Here is a 15,228-nt window from a genome sequence, read left to right on the forward strand (position 1 = left end):
GTCGGATCGATCAGGCGGTGCTTGCATCGAAGTATGTTCACCGAGGCTCAGCTGTACTCACCGGTCACCCGTACCCGTGACGGCGACGTGACGGTGCACCTGAGCGATGAGCACCCCGGCGTGCACGATCCCGAGTACCGTGCCCGCCGCAATGCCATCGCCGCCCTCGCGCTGGCCCACACGCCGGGCGAACCCGCACCGAAGATCGACTACACCGACGAAGAACAGCAGGTCTGGCGGATCGTCTCCGCAGAACTGGCCCGTAAACACCGCACCTACGCGTGCGCGGAGGTACTGGCCTCCGCGGCCCGGCTCGACCTGCCCGCAGACCACATTCCACAACTGGACGACGTGACCGCGGCCCTGACCCCGCTCACCGGTTTCCGCTACGTTCCCGCCGCCGGGCTCGTGCCGCTGCGCGAGTTCTTCGGCTCCTTCGCCGAACGCGTGTTCCACTCCACCCAGTACATCCGGCATCACTCCGCACCGCTCTACACCCCCGAACCGGACGCCATCCACGAGATCATCGGGCACGCCAATCAGATCGCCAGCCCGCGCTTCGCCGCCATCTACGAAACCGTCGGCGCGGCGGTCGCCAGGCTGACCACCGAGAAGGCGCTGAAATTCCTCGCCGACGTGTTCTGGTTCTCGATGGAGTTCGGCGTGGTGCGCGAACATGGCGAAATCCGCTGCTACGGAGCGGGATTGCTGTCCTCCTACGGCGAGCTGGACGAGTTCCGGAATGCCGAGCTGCGGCCGCTCGACGTGGTCACGATGGGGACCGCCACCTACGACATCACCCACTACCAGCCGATTCTCTACTGCGCCGAGTCGATCTCGGAGATCGAGGACGTGGTCGGCGCCTTCTTCGCCGAGATGGACGACGACACTCCCCTGCGCGCTCTGCGCGACAAGAAGCGCCCACCGGTGGCCGAGGCGAGCTGACGGGTCTATTCGAGCGGGAGACCGGCCTCGAGGAAGTCCATCGCGCGGCCGAGATTCTCCGCGTTCACCGGCGTGCGCAGCGAAATGGCAATGCCCGCACCGGCCACCGCGCCAGCCGCCACGCGCACCTCGAAATCGTCGGCCGGGCGGCCGAGGTATTCGGCGATCAGGTCGACGATCATCTCGATGCCGCGCTCGAGCTCGATTCCGATGGCGGCGCGCAGCTCCGGCACGTGGTAGATCAGCGCTTGGCGCTCCTGTTCGAAGGCCAGTTCCTCGGGCGTCAGCGTGGCGAATACCGAATCCATCGCGTTGCGGAAGACACGGATCGGGGAAAGGCCGCGCGGCTGGTTGCGGACCTCCTCGATCAACAGCGGATCGAGATCGTCGGCGATGACCAACTGCTCCTTGGTCGGGAAGTAGCGAAAGAACGTGCTCGGCGATACATCGGCCGCCGCGGCGATCTGCTCGATGGTGGTCTCGCCGTAGCCCTGCTCGCGGAACAGCCGGAACGCTTCGGTGCGAATCGTCCGGCGGGTCCGCTCCTTCTTGCGCTCCCGTAGTCCCGGCGCCGCGACACCCTCACCTGTTGACTCAACCGACATGTGTCGATTCTGACCCATCCCGGGCCGCGGCGACGATAGGTGCGTCCACAGGCGCGGGCGCGCGACGGGGCAGCACCCACAGCGCCAGCGGCACCGACACCGCGCAGATGGCCGCGCAGACCCACAGCATCAGGCTCATTCCGCCGACGAACGCGGACTGGACCTGCGCCAGCGCGTCGGCGCTTCCGCTCGCCTTCGCGGCGGCCGCCCCGCTGCTCACCCCGTCGTCGAAAGGCGCGACGTTCAGCGCGCCGAGTTCGGCCCGGTATCGGGTGACCAGCACCGTGCCGAGCAAGGCGACGCCGATGGTGCCCGCCGCCTGCCGCAACGCCTGCAACAGCGCGGATCCGACACCGGCACGGGCGACATCGAGGTCGTCGATCGCGACCGCCATCGCGACCGGCATCGCCATGCCCATGCCCGCGCCGACCAGCGTGATCCAGCACGCGGTGACCCAGTAGGCGGTGTCCACCTCGGTCAACGCGCCCCAGCCGAGGCCGATGCCGAGCAGCGCCAGCCCCGCGGTGATCACCACCCGCGCACCGGCCCTCGGCAGCACCCGATCTCCCAGCCGCGCACCGACGACCAGCCCGCCGATCATCGGCAGCAGTCGCAGTCCGCTGCCGAGCGCGTCGGCGCCGAGCACCTCCTGGTAGTACTGCGGGACGGTGAAGAACATGCCGAACATCGCGAAGGTGATCAGCACGGCGAACACCGAACCCCAGCGAAAACCGTTGCTGCCGAACAACGCCAAGTCGATCAGCGGATGACGTCCGCGTCGCTGCCACAGCAGGAACGCCGCCGCGGTGACCGCGCCGCAGGCGAGCGCCACCCAGGCCAGCGGGTCGCCCCAACCCTGTTCGCCGAAGCGGATGAAACCGTAGGTGACGCCGAGCATGCCGAGCATCGACAGCAGCACGCCCGGCAGATCGAGCGGAAGCTTTTGCGGGTTGCGCGATTCGGGCACCAGCACCGCCACCGCCGCCGCGCCCGCCACCACCATCGGCACGTTGATCAGGAAGACCGAGCCCCACCAGAAGTTGTCGACGAGCCAGCCGCCGAGCACCGGCCCCAGCGGCAGGCCGAGCGAGGTGGCGGTGACCCAGATCGACATGGCTCGGGCCCGCTCCCGCTGCTCGGGGAACAGCACCGGCAGCACCGCCATGGACAGCGGGATCATGGCCGCGGCGGCGATGCCGAGCACCACCCGCGCGGCGATCAGCTGACCCGAGGTGTCCGCGAAGGAGCAGGCCAGCGAGGCCAAGCCGAACAAGATCAGGGCGGCGAGCAGGACCCGCTTGCGGCCGTAGCGGTCGCCGAGCGCGCCCGCGGGCAGCATGAAGGCCGCGAGCGCCAGCGTGTAGGCGGAGCTGAACCATTGCAGCGCACCGGTATTCGCGTTCAGGTCGACGGCGAGGGTGGGCAGCGCGACGGTCAGGACAGTCACGTCGAGGCCGATGGTCAGCATGGCGAGCGCCAGCGCGCCGAGGGCGAGCCACCGCCGGGAATCAGCGTTCATCATCTCTCCAAAAATGGAAGCTACTACTATTTGATAGTAGCTCTCATTTAATGGTAGCTGTCAATACTCGGCGATCCACGGCCTTCGCGCGGCTGTCCGGCTATGCGCGCGTCCGCCCTCGTCCCGGCCATGTGCGGGCTGATTGGCGGCCTTCGGCCGAGCGCGCCGGTTACGCTCGCTCCCGATGAAGATCTCGCATCCTGGCCACCGCGCCACGCGACGCCTCGCAGGCACGCTGGCTGCCGCCGCACTGCTCGGCGGCCTGATCGCGACGCCGGCTCTCGCGGCGCCGCCGACCTCGACGACCACTCCGTTCACCACCCCGAACACGGACAACTGCCCGCAGAAGACCAAGCCGCCTGCGCCGATCGACGCCTCGGAGGCGCCCGCGCCGGGCAAGCCGACACCCGCCCCGCTCTCGGTTCCCGTTCCTCCGGTGGGCGGGACCAGGATGGGCGAGTGCGGCGTGGTGCTGCCGAAGGGCGCGCCACCCGCTCCGCGGGACATCTCCGCGACCGCGTGGGTTGTGTCGGACCTCGATACCGGCGAGGTGCTCGCCGCCAAGGACCCGCACGGGCGCTACCGCCCCGCGAGCACCATCAAGGTGCTGCTGGCCACCGTCGCGCTGCGCGCGCTGGAGCTGGACACGGTGGTCACCGGCACCCAGGAGGACGCGGACGTCGACGGCACCCGTGTCGGCATCGGCCCCGGCGGTCGATACACCAACCGGCAGCTCTTCCAGGCGCTGATCATGGCCTCGGGCAACGACGCCGCGCATGCCATCGCGGCCCAGCTCGGCGGCGACGAGGCGACCGTGACCAAGATGAACCAGCTGGCGAAATCGTTGTACGCCTTCGATACTCGCGCGGCGACGCCGTCCGGCCTCGACGGGCCCGGCATGAGCACTTCGGCCTACGACCTGTCGCTGCTGTTCCGCGAGGCGATGACCATCCCGCTGTTCGCCGAGTTCATCCAGACCGAACAGATCGATTTCCCTGGGTATCCCAGGAATCCAAAGATTCCGGGCGACCCCGACCACCCCGGCTTCGCCGTCGGCAACGACAACCACCTGCTGTTCAACTACGAGGGCGCGCTCGGCGGCAAGACCGGCTACACCGACGACGCGAGGCAGACCTTTGTCGCGGCCGCGCAACGCGACGGGCGCAGGCTGGCGGTGGCCCTGCTGCAAGCCGAGGTGCGCCCGATACGGCCGTGGGAACAGGCGGCCCGGCTGCTCGACTACGGTTTCGCGCTGCCGCGCGGCACCGAGGTCGGCCGGCTGCCGAATCACGAGACGAACCACGAGACGAACGAGGCCGAATCCACTGCGGCACTGGCCACTCCGCCGGGCACGGAGGGCGGCGACGTGCTCGCGAGCCCGCAGCGCGAGCGCGATCACGTGGGCACGCGCACGCTGGTGATGGTCGGCGGCCTCGTGCTGATCCTGTTCCTGCTGCTCAAGGCGCGGCGCGTCAATCGCCAACGCCGCTGAGCCGGCGCGGGCCCGCTCAGCGACGCCTGCGCAAGGTCGCCAGCCCCAGGGCGGCCAGCGCGCCCGCGCCGAAGTAGGCCGCGCCGCTGCCGAACGACCCGGCGCGGTTGACGACCCGCGGCCGGATGACGGCTCCGGCGGTCGGGGGCTCGACCTCGGGCTCGTTCTCGGAAGCGGTAGCGGCCCATGCCGTCGCGAACAGGATGATGCGATAGGTGATGTAGGTGAACACCATCAGACCGATGATCGAACCGAAGGCAGCGCCCGCCGGGCTGCGCAGCACGATCTGCAGGTAGATCGACGCGACGAACTTGAAGACCTCGAAACCGAGCGCGGCGAGCAGCGCTGCCCTCGCGGCACTGGCCAGCGTGACGGGCTCACGCGGGAGCCGCGCGATCACCCACGCGAACACCGCCCAGCTCGCCAGCAGCGCGAACAGGATCGACAGCAGCGTCAACAGCAGCCGAGCGCCAGGCAGCTCGTCGAGACCGTAGCGCGCCAGCAGCTGTGCGCCCAGATTGCTGGAGGCCAGCCCCGAAAGCCCGAGCGACACCACGAAGGCCAGGCCCAGCCCGATCAGCGCGCCGAGATCGGAGATCTTGGTGCGCAACCAGTTGCCTTCCTCGGTCTTCTGCTCCCACTGCTCGGTGAGCGCGGCGCGCAGATTCGCCATCCAGCCGAGTCCGGTGTACAGACCGGCGAGCAGGCCGAGCACGCCGACCGTGCCGCGCGAACGGACCGCCTGATCGATGAGTTGGTTGAGCTGGGTACCGAGCTCGCCGGGGATGGTCTCGACGACCTTGTCCTGCAGTTCTCGGAACAGCTGCTCGTTGCCCGCCAGCACGAAGCCCGCGACCGCGAACCCCACCATCAGCAACGGAAACAGCGACAGCACGGTGAAATACGTGATCCCGGCCGCGTAGTAGTCGCCGCGCTGACGCTCGTAGCGGCCGCCGGCCCGGATCAGATGATCCAGCCACGGCCGCGCCTGCACGCGGCGTTCGATCCCGGCTTTGACGTTGTCGATCGCCTGCACGTGCTCGCCCCTTCGACACCCGATGAACGCGGCCGGGCGCGATCCGCCGCCTGCCCGCGCACAGCCGGAGCGAAGGCGGAGTCGCACCCGACCCCTCGCAAGCGTCGTACCCGAGCTAGCGGGCCAGGAAACCCACCCGGTCGTAGACCTGTGCGAGGGTGTTGCCTGCGATCTCCCGCGCCCGCTCCGCACCGGCGGCGAGGACACGGTCGAGTTCGCCTCGATCCGCAAGATACTCTTCCACCTTGGCGCGCAAGGGCGTGACAAATTCGACCAGTGCGTCGGCCACGTCGGATTTCAGGTCGCCGTAACCCTTGCCCTCGTAATCCTTCTCCAGCGTCACGATCGGCGTTCCGCCCAGCGAGCTCAGAATGACCAGGAGATTGCTGACGCCGGGTTTCGCGTCCGGGTCGTAGCGGATCTCGCGCTCGGTGTCGGTGACCGCCGAACGGATCCTCTTGGCGGTGATCTTCGGATCGTCGAGAAGGTTGATCAAGCCCGCGTCGGTGGCGGCCGACTTGCTCATCTTGGCGGTCGGATCCTGCAGGTCGTAGATCTTCGCGGTGCCCTTGACGATGTGCGCGTCCGGCACCACGAAGGTCTTCTTGAAGCGAGTGTTGAAGCGCTGCGCCAGGTTTCGGGTCAGCTCCAGATGCTGACGCTGATCCTCGCCGACCGGCACCTGGTGCGGGCGGTAGAGCAGGATGTCGGAGGCCATCAGCACGGGGTAGGTGAACAGGCCGACGGTGGCGTTCTCCGCGCCCTGTTTGACCGACTTGTCCTTGAACTGGGTCATCCGGCTGGCCTCGCCGAAACCGGTGATGCAGCTGAGGACCCAGGCCAGCTCGGCGTGTTCGGGCACCTGGCTCTGCACGAACAGCGTCGACTTCTTGGGGTCGATGCCGATCGCCAGCAGCTGCGCCGCCGCTGCCCTGGTGCGCGCCCGCAGTTCCTTCGGGTCCTGCGGGACCGTGATGGCGTGCATGTCCGGGATGAAGTACAGCGCGTCGTAGTCGTCCTGCATGGTCACCCAGTACTGCAGCGCCCCAAGGTAGTTGCCCAGGTGGAACGAGGAGCTGGTCGGCTGGATCCCGGACAGCACACGCTGTTTACGCTCGACGACCGGGGCTGATGCGGGACTCGACATGCCCTCGATCTTCCCATGCGAGTCCAGCGGAATTTCGAGCCGCCCAGTTGCGCGGGTCGACGCCGGGCATGCTCGGCCTGCCGGTCCGCGTCAGCTTGCGCTCGCGTTCGGAGACCAACCGGTAGACCGGTCCGCTCGGACCGGCGAGCGTGCCGCGCAGCACCTTGGGGGCGAGCGGCGGCGCGACGTGTGCGGTGCGCACACCGCCCGCGAGCGCGCGGAAAGCGAGCTCGTCGGCCGTGCCCCAGCGCATGCCGTACATGGCGCGGATGCGCGGCGGCAGACTGCCCTGCACCAGCAGGAAGAACGCCGAGGCGACCTGCTGCAACGGCGCCCGCTGCGGATACGGGACACGCTGACCCGCCAGGTACGACCCGACCAGCCGGGCCTCGTCGGTGAGGAACAGTTCGTCGGAGGCGAGGTAGCCGTCGAAGAAGCGGCGGAAGGCGCGATAGTCGGCGGGGGCGGCGTCGCTGGGCATGCCGAACAGTTCGGCCCAGCGCACGTAGTCCTGGTAGAGCCCCTCCCGCTCGCCGTCGGTCAGCCTGCGGACCAGCAGGTCGTACATCGCCTCGGCGGAATCGAAGGTGAACGCCATGGTCATGAACATCAGGTGCGGATCGAGGGCCGAGTACGGCGTGCCCGCCGGATGGCGCGGCCCGGCGTCCTCGGGCAGCTCGCCGACGACCTTTGCGTGCTTCTTGGTCGTGAAGGCCAGCGCCCGGTCCGCCTCCTCCTTGCTGCCGAGGAAGACGGCCTCGAACAGCTTCCCGGTCAGCGCCAGCCGGGTGTAGGGCGTGCCGCGGTGCTCGGTGTTCTCGGCCGTCCCGACGTAGAGCCGAGGGTGTACAGCGCCGATCACCAGCGCCCGCTGTCCGTAGGTGAGGCCAACGGCGCGCTTGCTCATGACGCGTCGCGCCATCGAGTTGCCTGCGAAGTATCCGGGCTGGGACGGGTGTGCGGACATCGTTGTCTCCTCATCGAAAGCCCCGGCCTGCACCGGGACCGACACCATCTGGCAATAGAATCCCCCAGATCCAGCCTTCTGGCAATACTCAATGCCAGAATCGTGTCCGTGCCAGAATCGTGCTGTGACAGCGCAGCGGACCTACGGCGGCGTCTCCGCCGACCAACGCCGGGCACAGCGACGCACCGCACTGCTGGACGCAGCGCTCGAGATCATCGGCGTGCACGGCTTGGCCAAGCTCACCGTCTCCGGGCTGTGCGCGCAGGCCGGGCTCAACGAGCGGTACTACTACGAGAACTTCGACAGCCGCGATGCCGTGCTCACCGCGCTCACCGACCGGATCGCCGAGGAACTGGCCATCGCGATCCTGGACGGCCTGCGCGGCGCTCCGGACGACTCGCGAGCCAAGGCGCACGCCGCCATCGCCGCGGGCATCCACTTGCTCACCGACGATCCGCGCAAGGCCAAGGTCGCGCTGGTCGCCGGTATGGCGACGCCGGAACTGCGCGCCAGAACCACCGAGACGATCCGTGTGTTCGCGCGTATGGTCGCGTCCGAGGGCATCGACTTCTACGGCATCACCGATCCCGAACCGGATCCCGCCATCTTCTTCCGCGCGACCTACCTGGTCGGCGGCCTGGTGCAGACGCTGACGACGTGGCTGCAAGGCGATCTGCCGCTCACCAAAGAGGAGCTCATCGAACACACCACGGACGTGTTCGTGCTGCTCGGCGAGGACCTCGCGCGCCGCCTCGGGTAACGCGGGCCGATCAGGCCAGGGTCAGCGCGACGACCTCGGCCGAGAACGGCCGGCTCTGATAGACCACGCGGAACGCGACCTCGCGCCGCGCCCAGTAGTCCGCGCAGTCGCGCATCGCCTGCTCGAACCAGTCCCGCTCCTCGGGCTGATCGTCGAGCAGCGCGGCCGCGTCGCGCACCACGGCGACGTAACCGCTCGCCTCCCCGACGAAATCGTCCAGGTCGCGCAGGCATTCGTCGAAGGCGTCCTTGTTGGCGCCGAAGTAGTACGGGAACTGGAAGGCCGCCGCCCACTCGTCGAACACGCCGGCGGTGCCGCGCATCTTGCGCCCGCGCAACTCGCGCACCAGGTACCCGGCGGGCGCGCGATAGCGGACTTCGCTCAGTTCCGGCGCGTCGACAGGCAGCGCGCCGAGCACCGGCTCGGACCGGACGGAAGGCGCGCCGTCGCCGGCGCGGGCGAGGAACCGCGAGAGCGGGACCGGACGGGGCATCAGCGCATCCTCGTGAAGGTCTCGTAGTGGTCGCCGGTGTACCAGGCCGTGCCGTCGCTACCGGTCACGATGCGTTCGGCATCGCGGGAACGGTTGCGCTGCTTGGGATTGACGTCCCACTCCTGATAGGTGATCGACCTGCCCGCGGCGTCGGTGCGCGGCAGCGTGCCCTCCCGGTTCATCCAGCGCTCGCCGCCCTTGGTGCCGGGCGCGTTCGCCGAATCCGGCCAGCGGCCCGCGTCGATCTCGGCCAGCGTGACGTAGGCGCGGTCGGGTACGCCCTGCGCCCGGCTGGGTGTGGCCGTGACCGCGGCGGGCGAGACGCCGGTCGGGCGCGCGGAGACGTTCGAGGCGGTCGCCGTGGCGTGGATCGTCGCGGTGGCCGAGCCCGCCGTGCGGTCGGTGTCGGAGCCGCCGCGCGACGCGAGCACCGCGAGCACCAGCACCACTGCCACCGCGCCGAGCGCAGCCAGCGCCCGAATCACTTTGCCGTTCATCGGTACTGCACCGTGACCGGAGCGTGGTCGGACCAGCGCTGATCGTAGGCGGCGGCCCGCTCGACGACAGCCTGCTTCGCGCGGCCGGGCAGCTCGCCGCGCGCCAACTGGTAGTCGATGCGCCAGCCGGAATCGTTGTCGAAGGCGCGGCCGCGGTAGGACCACCAGCTGTACGGCCCGTCGACGCCGGGATGCAGCTGACGCACCACGTCGACATAGCCCGCGGCGATCAGCTCGTCGATCCAGGCGCGTTCCTCGGGCAGGAACCCGGCCGACTTCAGGTTGCCCTTCCAGTTCTTCAGGTCGCGTTCGGTGTGCGCGATGTTCCAGTCGCCGCTGACCACGAAGTCGCCGGCGCGGGTCTTCAAGTAGGCACCGAACTCGGCCATGAACCGGTACTTCTCGTCCTGGCGCGTGGTGCCGGCGTCACCGGAGTGCACGTACACGCTGGCGACGGTCACCTCGTCGAATTCGGCCTCCAGGTAGCGCCCCGAGGTGCCGAACTCGGCGCTGCCGAATCCGATCCGCACCGCCTTCGGCTCCCGCCTGGACAGGATGCCGACACCGGCCCTGCCCTTGGACTCCGGCTCGGCGTGCGCCAGCCACCAGCCGTCGGCCAGCGCGGGCGCCAGCGCGGCGCGGGTCTGCTCGTCGGTGGCGCGCGTTTCCTGCAGGCAGACGATGTCCGCCTCGGTGGCCGCGAGCCAGTCGAGCATGCCCTTGCCCGTGGCCGCTCGGACGCCGTTTACGTTGACCGTAGAGATGATGTAGGGCACGCAACGACCGTACAATGCTGGTCAGAGATACCGCCCCCGGACACCGCCGTCCAGGAAGGGGTGCTGACGATGAAGTCCGACACCTCCAAGTCACCGGCCGCCGCCCCGCGTTCCGCCCGAGCGCGAACCGCCGCCCGCACGGCCGACAAATCGATCAAGGCATTGCACCTGGGATCCGGCGATCCGCTGCTGCTTTTGCACGGCTTCATGCTCTCGCCGCACTGCTGGGAGCGCACCGCTGACCGGTTGTCCTCGCACTGCGAGGTGTACGCTCCCGCCCTGCCCGGTCACTGGGGCGGCCCGCCTGCCGAAGGCGGGTTCGTCGGCGTCGCCACGCTGGCCGACGCGATCGAGGCCCAGCTCGACGAAATGGGTTGGCGCACCTGCCATATCGCAGGCAACTCGCTCGGCGCCTGGATCGGCGTCGAACTCGCCCGCCGCGGCCGGGCCCGCACGCTGACGCTGATCGCGCCCGCCGGTGGCTGGAATGTCCCCTCGATCACCCAGTTCCGGGTGGGACTGAAGTTCCTCTTGCTGGTTCCGCTCATCCGAATCGGCAGGCGGCTGGGCAATTTCGCCACCGACAACGTCATCCCCCAGCGATTCGCGCTGTTCCTGCTGAGCAAGCACGCCTCGGCGGTGCCGCGCCGCGAGATCGCCAACGTTTTGCGCGCCGCGCTGAACTGCACCGCGATGCTGCCGATGATCATCGGCGGGCTGCGCGCCCCGGCCTTGGCCGACCTGTCCGACCTGGCCACCCCGGTGCGCCTGCTGCTCTCCGAGTACGACCGCATCATCCCGAACCGCGTCTACGCCCGCCGCTACCTGAAGGAACTCCCCGACTCTGCCGACCGCATCCTCGTCAACGGCGTCGGCCACGTCCCCATGCTCGAAGCCCCCGACCGCATCGCCACCCTCATAGCCGAACACGTCTACGCCAGCCGCAACCACCTCCGCGCGGTGTGAACGCAAGACAAGGCGGACGGACCAGACAGGACCATCACACAGATGTGATATCTTCGGGTCATGCTGTATGCGATCGAGATCGAGCCCGAGATTCGCTCGTTCCTGGCTGGACTGCCACCGATCGATCTGGCCCGCGCGGATTTCGCCGCCGGACTCCTCGCCGCATACGGCCCCGAACTCAGTGAACCGTATTGCCGCTACCTCGGCGACGGGGTACGCGAGCTGCGATTCACCCTCACCCGCAACCGGGCCACTCGAATCACGTACTGGTTTCCTGGCAGCCGAAAAGCCGTGCTGCTGACCGTGTTTCATAAAACAAAACAACGCGAGACGGCCCAGGTCCACCGCGCGAAACTGGCCCGCAAGCTATGCGAATCGGAGCACATCGGCCCGACGCACTTGACCTTCGACCCGATGGGAGACACCGAATCATGACCAGCCAGAAGGAATTCGACGACCACCTAGAGGCGACCCGCGCCACCCCCGAGTACCAGGCAGCCGCCCGCGCCTACGCTCTGGCGTACGAACTCGGCCGCCAGGTCCGCGCGGCTCGTGAAGCGCGCGGGTGGTCGCAAACCGAGCTGGCCAACCGCGCCGGGATGCGTCAGCACGCCGTGAGCCGCCTCGAGGCAGGGGACGTGGTGCCGACGATCACCACACTGGAACGGATCGCTGCCGCTCTCGACACCGAACTGACGGTCTCGCTGGCGGCATAGACTTCGGCCGCACCCGGCCTACACACCCTCCGCACGCCGCACGCAGGCCGGTGCCTGTGTGCGGCTTGGGTGCGGGGTCAGGGGGCTAGGAGGGCCTTGGCGATGTGGGTTACTTGGATTTCGTTGGAGCCCGCGTAGATCATCAGGGATTTGGCGTCGCGGGCGAGTTGTTCGACGCGGTATTCGGTCATGTAGCCGTTGCCGCCGAAGAGCTGGACCGCTTCCATCGCCACGTCGGTGGCGGCCTCGGAGCAGTAGAGCTTCATGGCGGAGGCCTCGGCGAGAGTCGGCGGTTTGCCCGCGCGGCCGCGCTCGAGCGCGTTGAACACCATGTTCTGCACGTTGATCCTGGCGATCTCCATCTTGGCCAGCTTGAGCTGGACCAGTTGGAAGCGCCCGATCTCTTGGCCCCACAGCTTGCGGGTCTTGGCGTACTCGACGCACAGCCGGTGGCATTCGTCGATGATGCCGAGCGCCATGAACGCCACGCCGATGCGTTCGGCGGTGAAGCTGGAGCGCGCGGACTCGCGGCCGTCGCCGCCCTTGTGCTCCTCGGTCTCGCCGAGCAGCCGGTCCCGGCCGACGCGCACGTTGTCGAAGAACAGTTCGCCGGTCGGCGAGGCGTGTAGCCCCATCTTCTTGAACGGCTTGCCCTGGGTGAGGCCTTCCATGCCCTTGTCGAGGACGAAGGTCAGCACCTTGCGCTCGCGCTTGTCCACCGCGGCGGCCCGCCCCTCACCCGACCGCTGCCCCTCATCGGATCGCTGCGCGACGCTGGGCCCTTCGTCGAGCTTCGCGTAGACGATCATCACGTCGGCGAACGGACCGTTGGTGATGAAGGTCTTCTGGCCGTTGAGGATGTAGTCCTCGCCGTCGCGCTTGACGTAGGTCTTCATGCCGCCGAACGCGTCGGAGCCCGAGTCGGGCTCGGTGATCGCCCAGGCCGCGACCTTACGCATCGTCACGATGTCGGCGAGCCAGCGCTCCTTCTGCGCAAGCGTGCCGCGCGACATGATGGTGGTCGCGCCGAGCCCGATGCTGACGCCCATCGCGGTAACCAAACCCATGCAGACACCGGACAATTCGCTGATCAGCACCGCCATCAGCGACTCCTGGCCGCTGAACGGGCCACCGCCGGAACGCTTCTCGCTCTTCTCCTGCGCGGACACTCCGGCCGCGAGCGCCTCCTCCTTGGCCCGCTGCTTGGCGAGCAGCTTCTCGACCGCCTCGCCGCCCATCGCGTCGATACCGAACTCGGCGAACAGCTTCCGGATGATCGGATACGGCAGCATCTCGCCGCTGTCGAGCGCGTCCAGGTGCGGGCGGATCTCCTTGTCGATGAAGGTGCGCACCGCGTCGCGGACCAGCACATCGGTCTCGGACCATTCGAACATCGTCGTTCTCCTTTCTGGCGGCCCAGCCTCAGGGCAGCCGAGCGGCGATGTCGTCGACGAGCCAGGGGCCCTCGGTCTCGATCGTCTTCACGTCGTGCCAGCCCGCCAGCTCGGAGATGGCGCCGCCCTGCACCGCGAACACCTTGCCGGTGACCGGGCACTTGTCCGAAGCCAAGTATGCGACCAACGGGGAGATATTGGCGGGGCTGAAGGCATCGAATCCGCCCGCTTCCTCGGCGGCCTCGGCCTCGGCGGCCATCATCTCGCCCATGCCCGGCGTGGCGAGGGTGAGCCGGGTCCTGGCGATCGGCGCGATCGCGTTCACCCGCACGCCGTAGCGGGCGAGTTCGTCGGCGGCGACCAGGGTCAGCGCGGCGATGCCCGCCTTGGCCGCGCCGTAGTTGGCCTGGCCCGCGTTCGGGACGGTGGTGCCCGACGCGGACGCCGTGTTGATCACGGCCGCGTTGGGCTGGTTGCCCGCCTTGCTCTGCTCTTTCCAGTACGCCGCCGCGTGGTGCAGCACCGCGGCGTGGCCCTTCAGGTGCACCGCGATCACGGCGTCCCACTGGGCTTCGTCCATGCCCGCGACGAACGCGTCGCGCAGGATGCCCGCGTTGTTGACCACGATGTCGAGCCCGCCCAGCTCCGACACTGCCTGCTGGACGAGGTTGCGTGCGCCCTCCCAGGAGGCGATGTCGTCGGTGTTGGCGACCGCCTTGCCGCCCGCCGCGACGATCTCCTCGACCACCTGCTGGGCCGGGCCGGAATCGGTCCCCTCGCCCGCGTTGCTGCCGCCGAGGTCGTTGACTACGACGCGAGCGCCCTCGCGTGCGAACAGCAGCGCGTGCTCGCGGCCGATCCCCCGCCCCGCGCCGGTGATGACGGCGACCTTTCCTTCCAATGCGCCCATGTGTGCGTCTCCTGTGCTGTGCTCTCGCCCGCCGGATCGGGTGAGGGTGTGATGAATGGGGTGCCGGCTCGCGCCGGACGAAAGAGCGGCCCGCGGCGATCCGAGCCGTGGGCCGCTCGGCTCAGTCGGCGATCTCGGCGAGGCCGTCGCTCAGCACGACGTCCGTGCCGCGCACCGTCTCGAAGGCGTAGGTGGTGACGCCGTCGGCGGCGCCCACCTTCCAGATCCGGGTCTCCAGGTCGTCGCCGGGAAAGACCATCCTGGCGAAGCGCACCGCGAAGCGGCGCAGCCGGTGCACGTCCGAGCCCGCGGCCTCGGTGAGCACCGCCCACGACGCGAACGCCATGGTGCACAGGCCGTGCGCGATGATGCCGGGCAGTCCGGCGTCCTTGGCGACCTGCTCGTCCAGGTGCAGCGGCACCGGATCGCCGGAAGCCGGTGCGTAGCGGAAGGTCTGGTCGTCGTCGACGTGCTGCGGCACGACTGCGAACGGCTCGGTTCCGCGCAGCGACTCGTCGAACTTGTGCGGCGGCGCCGCCTGCCCGACGGTCTTGCCCGCGTCGATATTGCGGAAGAACGCGGTCAGGTACTGCTCGTTGACCAGTTCCCCTGCCTCGTCGCGGCATTCGACGAGGATGGTGATCGTGCTGCCGTTGGACTTGCTCGCGTAGCCGACCGCCTTTGCGCGGGTGACCAGCCGGTCGCCGGGCCGAATGGCGCGGTGGAAGTGGAAGTCCTGCTCGCCGTGCACGACCCGGCCGAAGATGTCCATCGGCGCCACGTCGATCACCGGCATCATCATGGCCTCGAAGACCGGGACGATGCCGAACACCGGCGAAGCCACCTCGCCCGCGCGGTGCGCTGGGATGGGATCGTTGGTTGCTGCGGCATATTCGGCGATCCGCTCCGCTGTCACCGTGAAACGTTCTTCGTCGCACCAGGTTTCCAGGCCCGCGTCGTCGAATTCGACGACTCGGGACGCGGTGGTTTCCGCTGTCATCGCGA

The 15,228-nt window shown here is 68.7% G+C and carries 17 protein-coding genes; 6 read left to right on the forward strand and 11 right to left on the reverse strand.

Annotated elements, in window-relative coordinates; all coding sequences use genetic code 11:
* Positions 1-33: 33 nt before the first annotated feature.
* A complete protein-coding gene (locus AB0H50_RS31955; protein WP_357460047.1) occupies positions 34-945 on the forward strand; it encodes a phenylalanine 4-monooxygenase in 912 nt (303 codons plus the stop codon).
* Between the two features lie 5 nt (positions 946-950).
* On the opposite strand, the gene AB0H50_RS31960 is transcribed toward AB0H50_RS31955, so the two are convergent.
* Together AB0H50_RS31960 and AB0H50_RS31965 are read right to left on the reverse strand one after the other, a co-directional pair.
* Entirely contained in the window at positions 951-1,550 is a 600-nt protein-coding gene (locus AB0H50_RS31960; RefSeq protein WP_357460050.1) for a TetR family transcriptional regulator, read from the reverse strand.
* Positions 1,540-3,069 carry an MFS transporter gene (locus AB0H50_RS31965; RefSeq protein WP_357460053.1) on the reverse strand — a complete coding sequence of 510 codons (1,530 nt, stop codon included), beginning with the start codon at positions 3,067-3,069 and terminating at the stop codon, positions 1,540-1,542. Before AB0H50_RS31965 ends, AB0H50_RS31960 begins: the two co-directional genes overlap by 11 nt.
* Positions 3,070-3,253: 184 nt before the next feature.
* Here AB0H50_RS31965 and AB0H50_RS31970 point away from each other — a divergent pair, with 184 nt between their 5' ends.
* The gene (locus AB0H50_RS31970; protein ID WP_357460055.1) at positions 3,254-4,561 is read left to right on the forward strand and encodes a D-alanyl-D-alanine carboxypeptidase family protein; all 1,308 of its coding nucleotides are present in this window, start codon (positions 3,254-3,256) and stop codon (positions 4,559-4,561) included.
* Positions 4,562-4,577: 16 nt separating this feature from the next.
* Here the strand turns inward: AB0H50_RS31970 and yhjD are convergent, their stop codons facing one another.
* The 3 genes from yhjD to AB0H50_RS31985 form a co-directional block, all read right to left on the reverse strand.
* On the reverse strand, positions 4,578-5,597 hold the full coding sequence (gene yhjD, locus AB0H50_RS31975) for an inner membrane protein YhjD (RefSeq protein WP_357460057.1): 1,020 nt from the start codon (positions 5,595-5,597) through the stop codon (positions 4,578-4,580).
* A 115-nt stretch (positions 5,598-5,712) separates the two neighbouring features.
* Entirely contained in the window at positions 5,713-6,744 is a 1,032-nt protein-coding gene (trpS, locus tag AB0H50_RS31980) for a tryptophan--tRNA ligase (protein ID WP_357460058.1), read from the reverse strand.
* Positions 6,707-7,711 (reverse strand): oxygenase MpaB family protein, encoded by a 1,005-nt coding sequence (locus AB0H50_RS31985; protein ID WP_357460060.1) that lies wholly within the window; start codon positions 7,709-7,711, stop codon positions 6,707-6,709. Before AB0H50_RS31985 ends, trpS begins: the two co-directional genes overlap by 38 nt.
* Before the next feature lie 124 nt (positions 7,712-7,835).
* Between AB0H50_RS31985 and AB0H50_RS31990 the strand changes: the two genes are divergently transcribed.
* Complete coding sequence (locus tag AB0H50_RS31990; RefSeq protein WP_357460062.1) at positions 7,836-8,471, forward strand: TetR/AcrR family transcriptional regulator; 636 nt, start codon at positions 7,836-7,838, stop codon at positions 8,469-8,471.
* Between the two features lie 10 nt (positions 8,472-8,481).
* Here the strand turns inward: AB0H50_RS31990 and AB0H50_RS31995 are convergent, their stop codons facing one another.
* Genes AB0H50_RS31995 through AB0H50_RS32005 form a run of 3 tightly spaced genes read right to left on the reverse strand, consistent with a single transcriptional unit; the run spans position 8,482 to position 10,237 of the window.
* Complete coding sequence (locus AB0H50_RS31995) at positions 8,482-8,964, reverse strand: barstar family protein (protein WP_357460064.1); 483 nt, start codon at positions 8,962-8,964, stop codon at positions 8,482-8,484.
* Positions 8,964-9,461 (reverse strand): ribonuclease domain-containing protein, encoded by a 498-nt coding sequence (locus AB0H50_RS32000; RefSeq protein WP_357460066.1) that lies wholly within the window; start codon positions 9,459-9,461, stop codon positions 8,964-8,966. Before AB0H50_RS32000 ends, AB0H50_RS31995 begins: the two co-directional genes overlap by 1 nt.
* Positions 9,458-10,237: an exodeoxyribonuclease III gene (locus AB0H50_RS32005; protein ID WP_357460068.1), complete on the reverse strand. Its 780-nt coding sequence runs from the start codon at positions 10,235-10,237 to the stop codon at positions 9,458-9,460. Before AB0H50_RS32005 ends, AB0H50_RS32000 begins: the two co-directional genes overlap by 4 nt.
* Before the next feature lie 69 nt (positions 10,238-10,306).
* Between AB0H50_RS32005 and AB0H50_RS32010 the strand changes: the two genes are divergently transcribed.
* From AB0H50_RS32010 to AB0H50_RS32020, 3 genes are read left to right on the forward strand one after another with little or no spacing between them, the layout of a single operon-like run.
* On the forward strand, positions 10,307-11,203 hold the full coding sequence (locus tag AB0H50_RS32010; RefSeq protein WP_357460070.1) for an alpha/beta fold hydrolase: 897 nt from the start codon (positions 10,307-10,309) through the stop codon (positions 11,201-11,203).
* Between the two features lie 60 nt (positions 11,204-11,263).
* On the forward strand, positions 11,264-11,638 hold the full coding sequence (locus AB0H50_RS32015) for a type II toxin-antitoxin system RelE/ParE family toxin (protein WP_357460072.1): 375 nt from the start codon (positions 11,264-11,266) through the stop codon (positions 11,636-11,638).
* A complete protein-coding gene (locus AB0H50_RS32020; protein ID WP_357460074.1) occupies positions 11,635-11,919 on the forward strand; it encodes a helix-turn-helix transcriptional regulator in 285 nt (94 codons plus the stop codon). Before AB0H50_RS32015 ends, AB0H50_RS32020 begins: the two co-directional genes overlap by 4 nt.
* A gap of 77 nt (positions 11,920-11,996) precedes the next feature.
* On the opposite strand, the gene AB0H50_RS32025 is transcribed toward AB0H50_RS32020, so the two are convergent.
* The 3 genes from AB0H50_RS32025 to AB0H50_RS32035 all read right to left on the reverse strand — a co-directional run bounded on the left by AB0H50_RS32025 (position 11,997) and on the right by AB0H50_RS32035 (position 15,223).
* The gene (locus AB0H50_RS32025; RefSeq protein ID WP_357460077.1) at positions 11,997-13,313 is read right to left on the reverse strand and encodes an acyl-CoA dehydrogenase family protein; all 1,317 of its coding nucleotides are present in this window, start codon (positions 13,311-13,313) and stop codon (positions 11,997-11,999) included.
* A gap of 28 nt (positions 13,314-13,341) precedes the next feature.
* Positions 13,342-14,223 (reverse strand): SDR family oxidoreductase, encoded by an 882-nt coding sequence (locus AB0H50_RS32030; protein ID WP_357460079.1) that lies wholly within the window; start codon positions 14,221-14,223, stop codon positions 13,342-13,344.
* A 121-nt stretch (positions 14,224-14,344) separates the two neighbouring features.
* Positions 14,345-15,223, reverse strand: coding sequence for a MaoC/PaaZ C-terminal domain-containing protein (locus AB0H50_RS32035; RefSeq protein WP_357460081.1), 879 nt, complete (start codon positions 15,221-15,223; stop codon positions 14,345-14,347).
* Positions 15,224-15,228 lie beyond the last annotated feature (5 nt).

The organism is Nocardia sp. NPDC050793 (genome assembly GCF_040654065.1).
Classification (GTDB): Bacteria; Actinomycetota; Actinomycetes; order Mycobacteriales; family Mycobacteriaceae; genus Nocardia.

Coding starts and splice junctions, on each gene's coding strand:
- AB0H50_RS31955 (WP_357460047.1), top strand. CDS start 34: ATGTTCACCGAGGCTCAGCTGTACTCACCGGTCACCCGTACCCGTGAC.
- AB0H50_RS31960 (WP_357460050.1), bottom strand. CDS start 1,550: ATGTCGGTTGAGTCAACAGGTGAGGGTGTCGCGGCGCCGGGACTACGG.
- AB0H50_RS31965 (WP_357460053.1), bottom strand. CDS start 3,069: ATGAACGCTGATTCCCGGCGGTGGCTCGCCCTCGGCGCGCTGGCGCTC.
- AB0H50_RS31970 (WP_357460055.1), top strand. CDS start 3,254: ATGAAGATCTCGCATCCTGGCCACCGCGCCACGCGACGCCTCGCAGGC.
- trpS (WP_357460058.1), bottom strand. CDS start 6,744: ATGTCGAGTCCCGCATCAGCCCCGGTCGTCGAGCGTAAACAGCGTGTG.
- AB0H50_RS31985 (WP_357460060.1), bottom strand. CDS start 7,711: ATGTCCGCACACCCGTCCCAGCCCGGATACTTCGCAGGCAACTCGATG.
- AB0H50_RS31995 (WP_357460064.1), bottom strand. CDS start 8,964: ATGCCCCGTCCGGTCCCGCTCTCGCGGTTCCTCGCCCGCGCCGGCGAC.
- AB0H50_RS32000 (WP_357460066.1), bottom strand. CDS start 9,461: ATGAACGGCAAAGTGATTCGGGCGCTGGCTGCGCTCGGCGCGGTGGCA.
- AB0H50_RS32010 (WP_357460070.1), top strand. CDS start 10,307: ATGAAGTCCGACACCTCCAAGTCACCGGCCGCCGCCCCGCGTTCCGCC.
- AB0H50_RS32015 (WP_357460072.1), top strand. CDS start 11,264: ATGCTGTATGCGATCGAGATCGAGCCCGAGATTCGCTCGTTCCTGGCT.
- AB0H50_RS32020 (WP_357460074.1), top strand. CDS start 11,635: ATGACCAGCCAGAAGGAATTCGACGACCACCTAGAGGCGACCCGCGCC.
- AB0H50_RS32025 (WP_357460077.1), bottom strand. CDS start 13,313: ATGTTCGAATGGTCCGAGACCGATGTGCTGGTCCGCGACGCGGTGCGC.
- AB0H50_RS32030 (WP_357460079.1), bottom strand. CDS start 14,223: ATGGGCGCATTGGAAGGAAAGGTCGCCGTCATCACCGGCGCGGGGCGG.
- AB0H50_RS32035 (WP_357460081.1), bottom strand. CDS start 15,223: ATGACAGCGGAAACCACCGCGTCCCGAGTCGTCGAATTCGACGACGCG.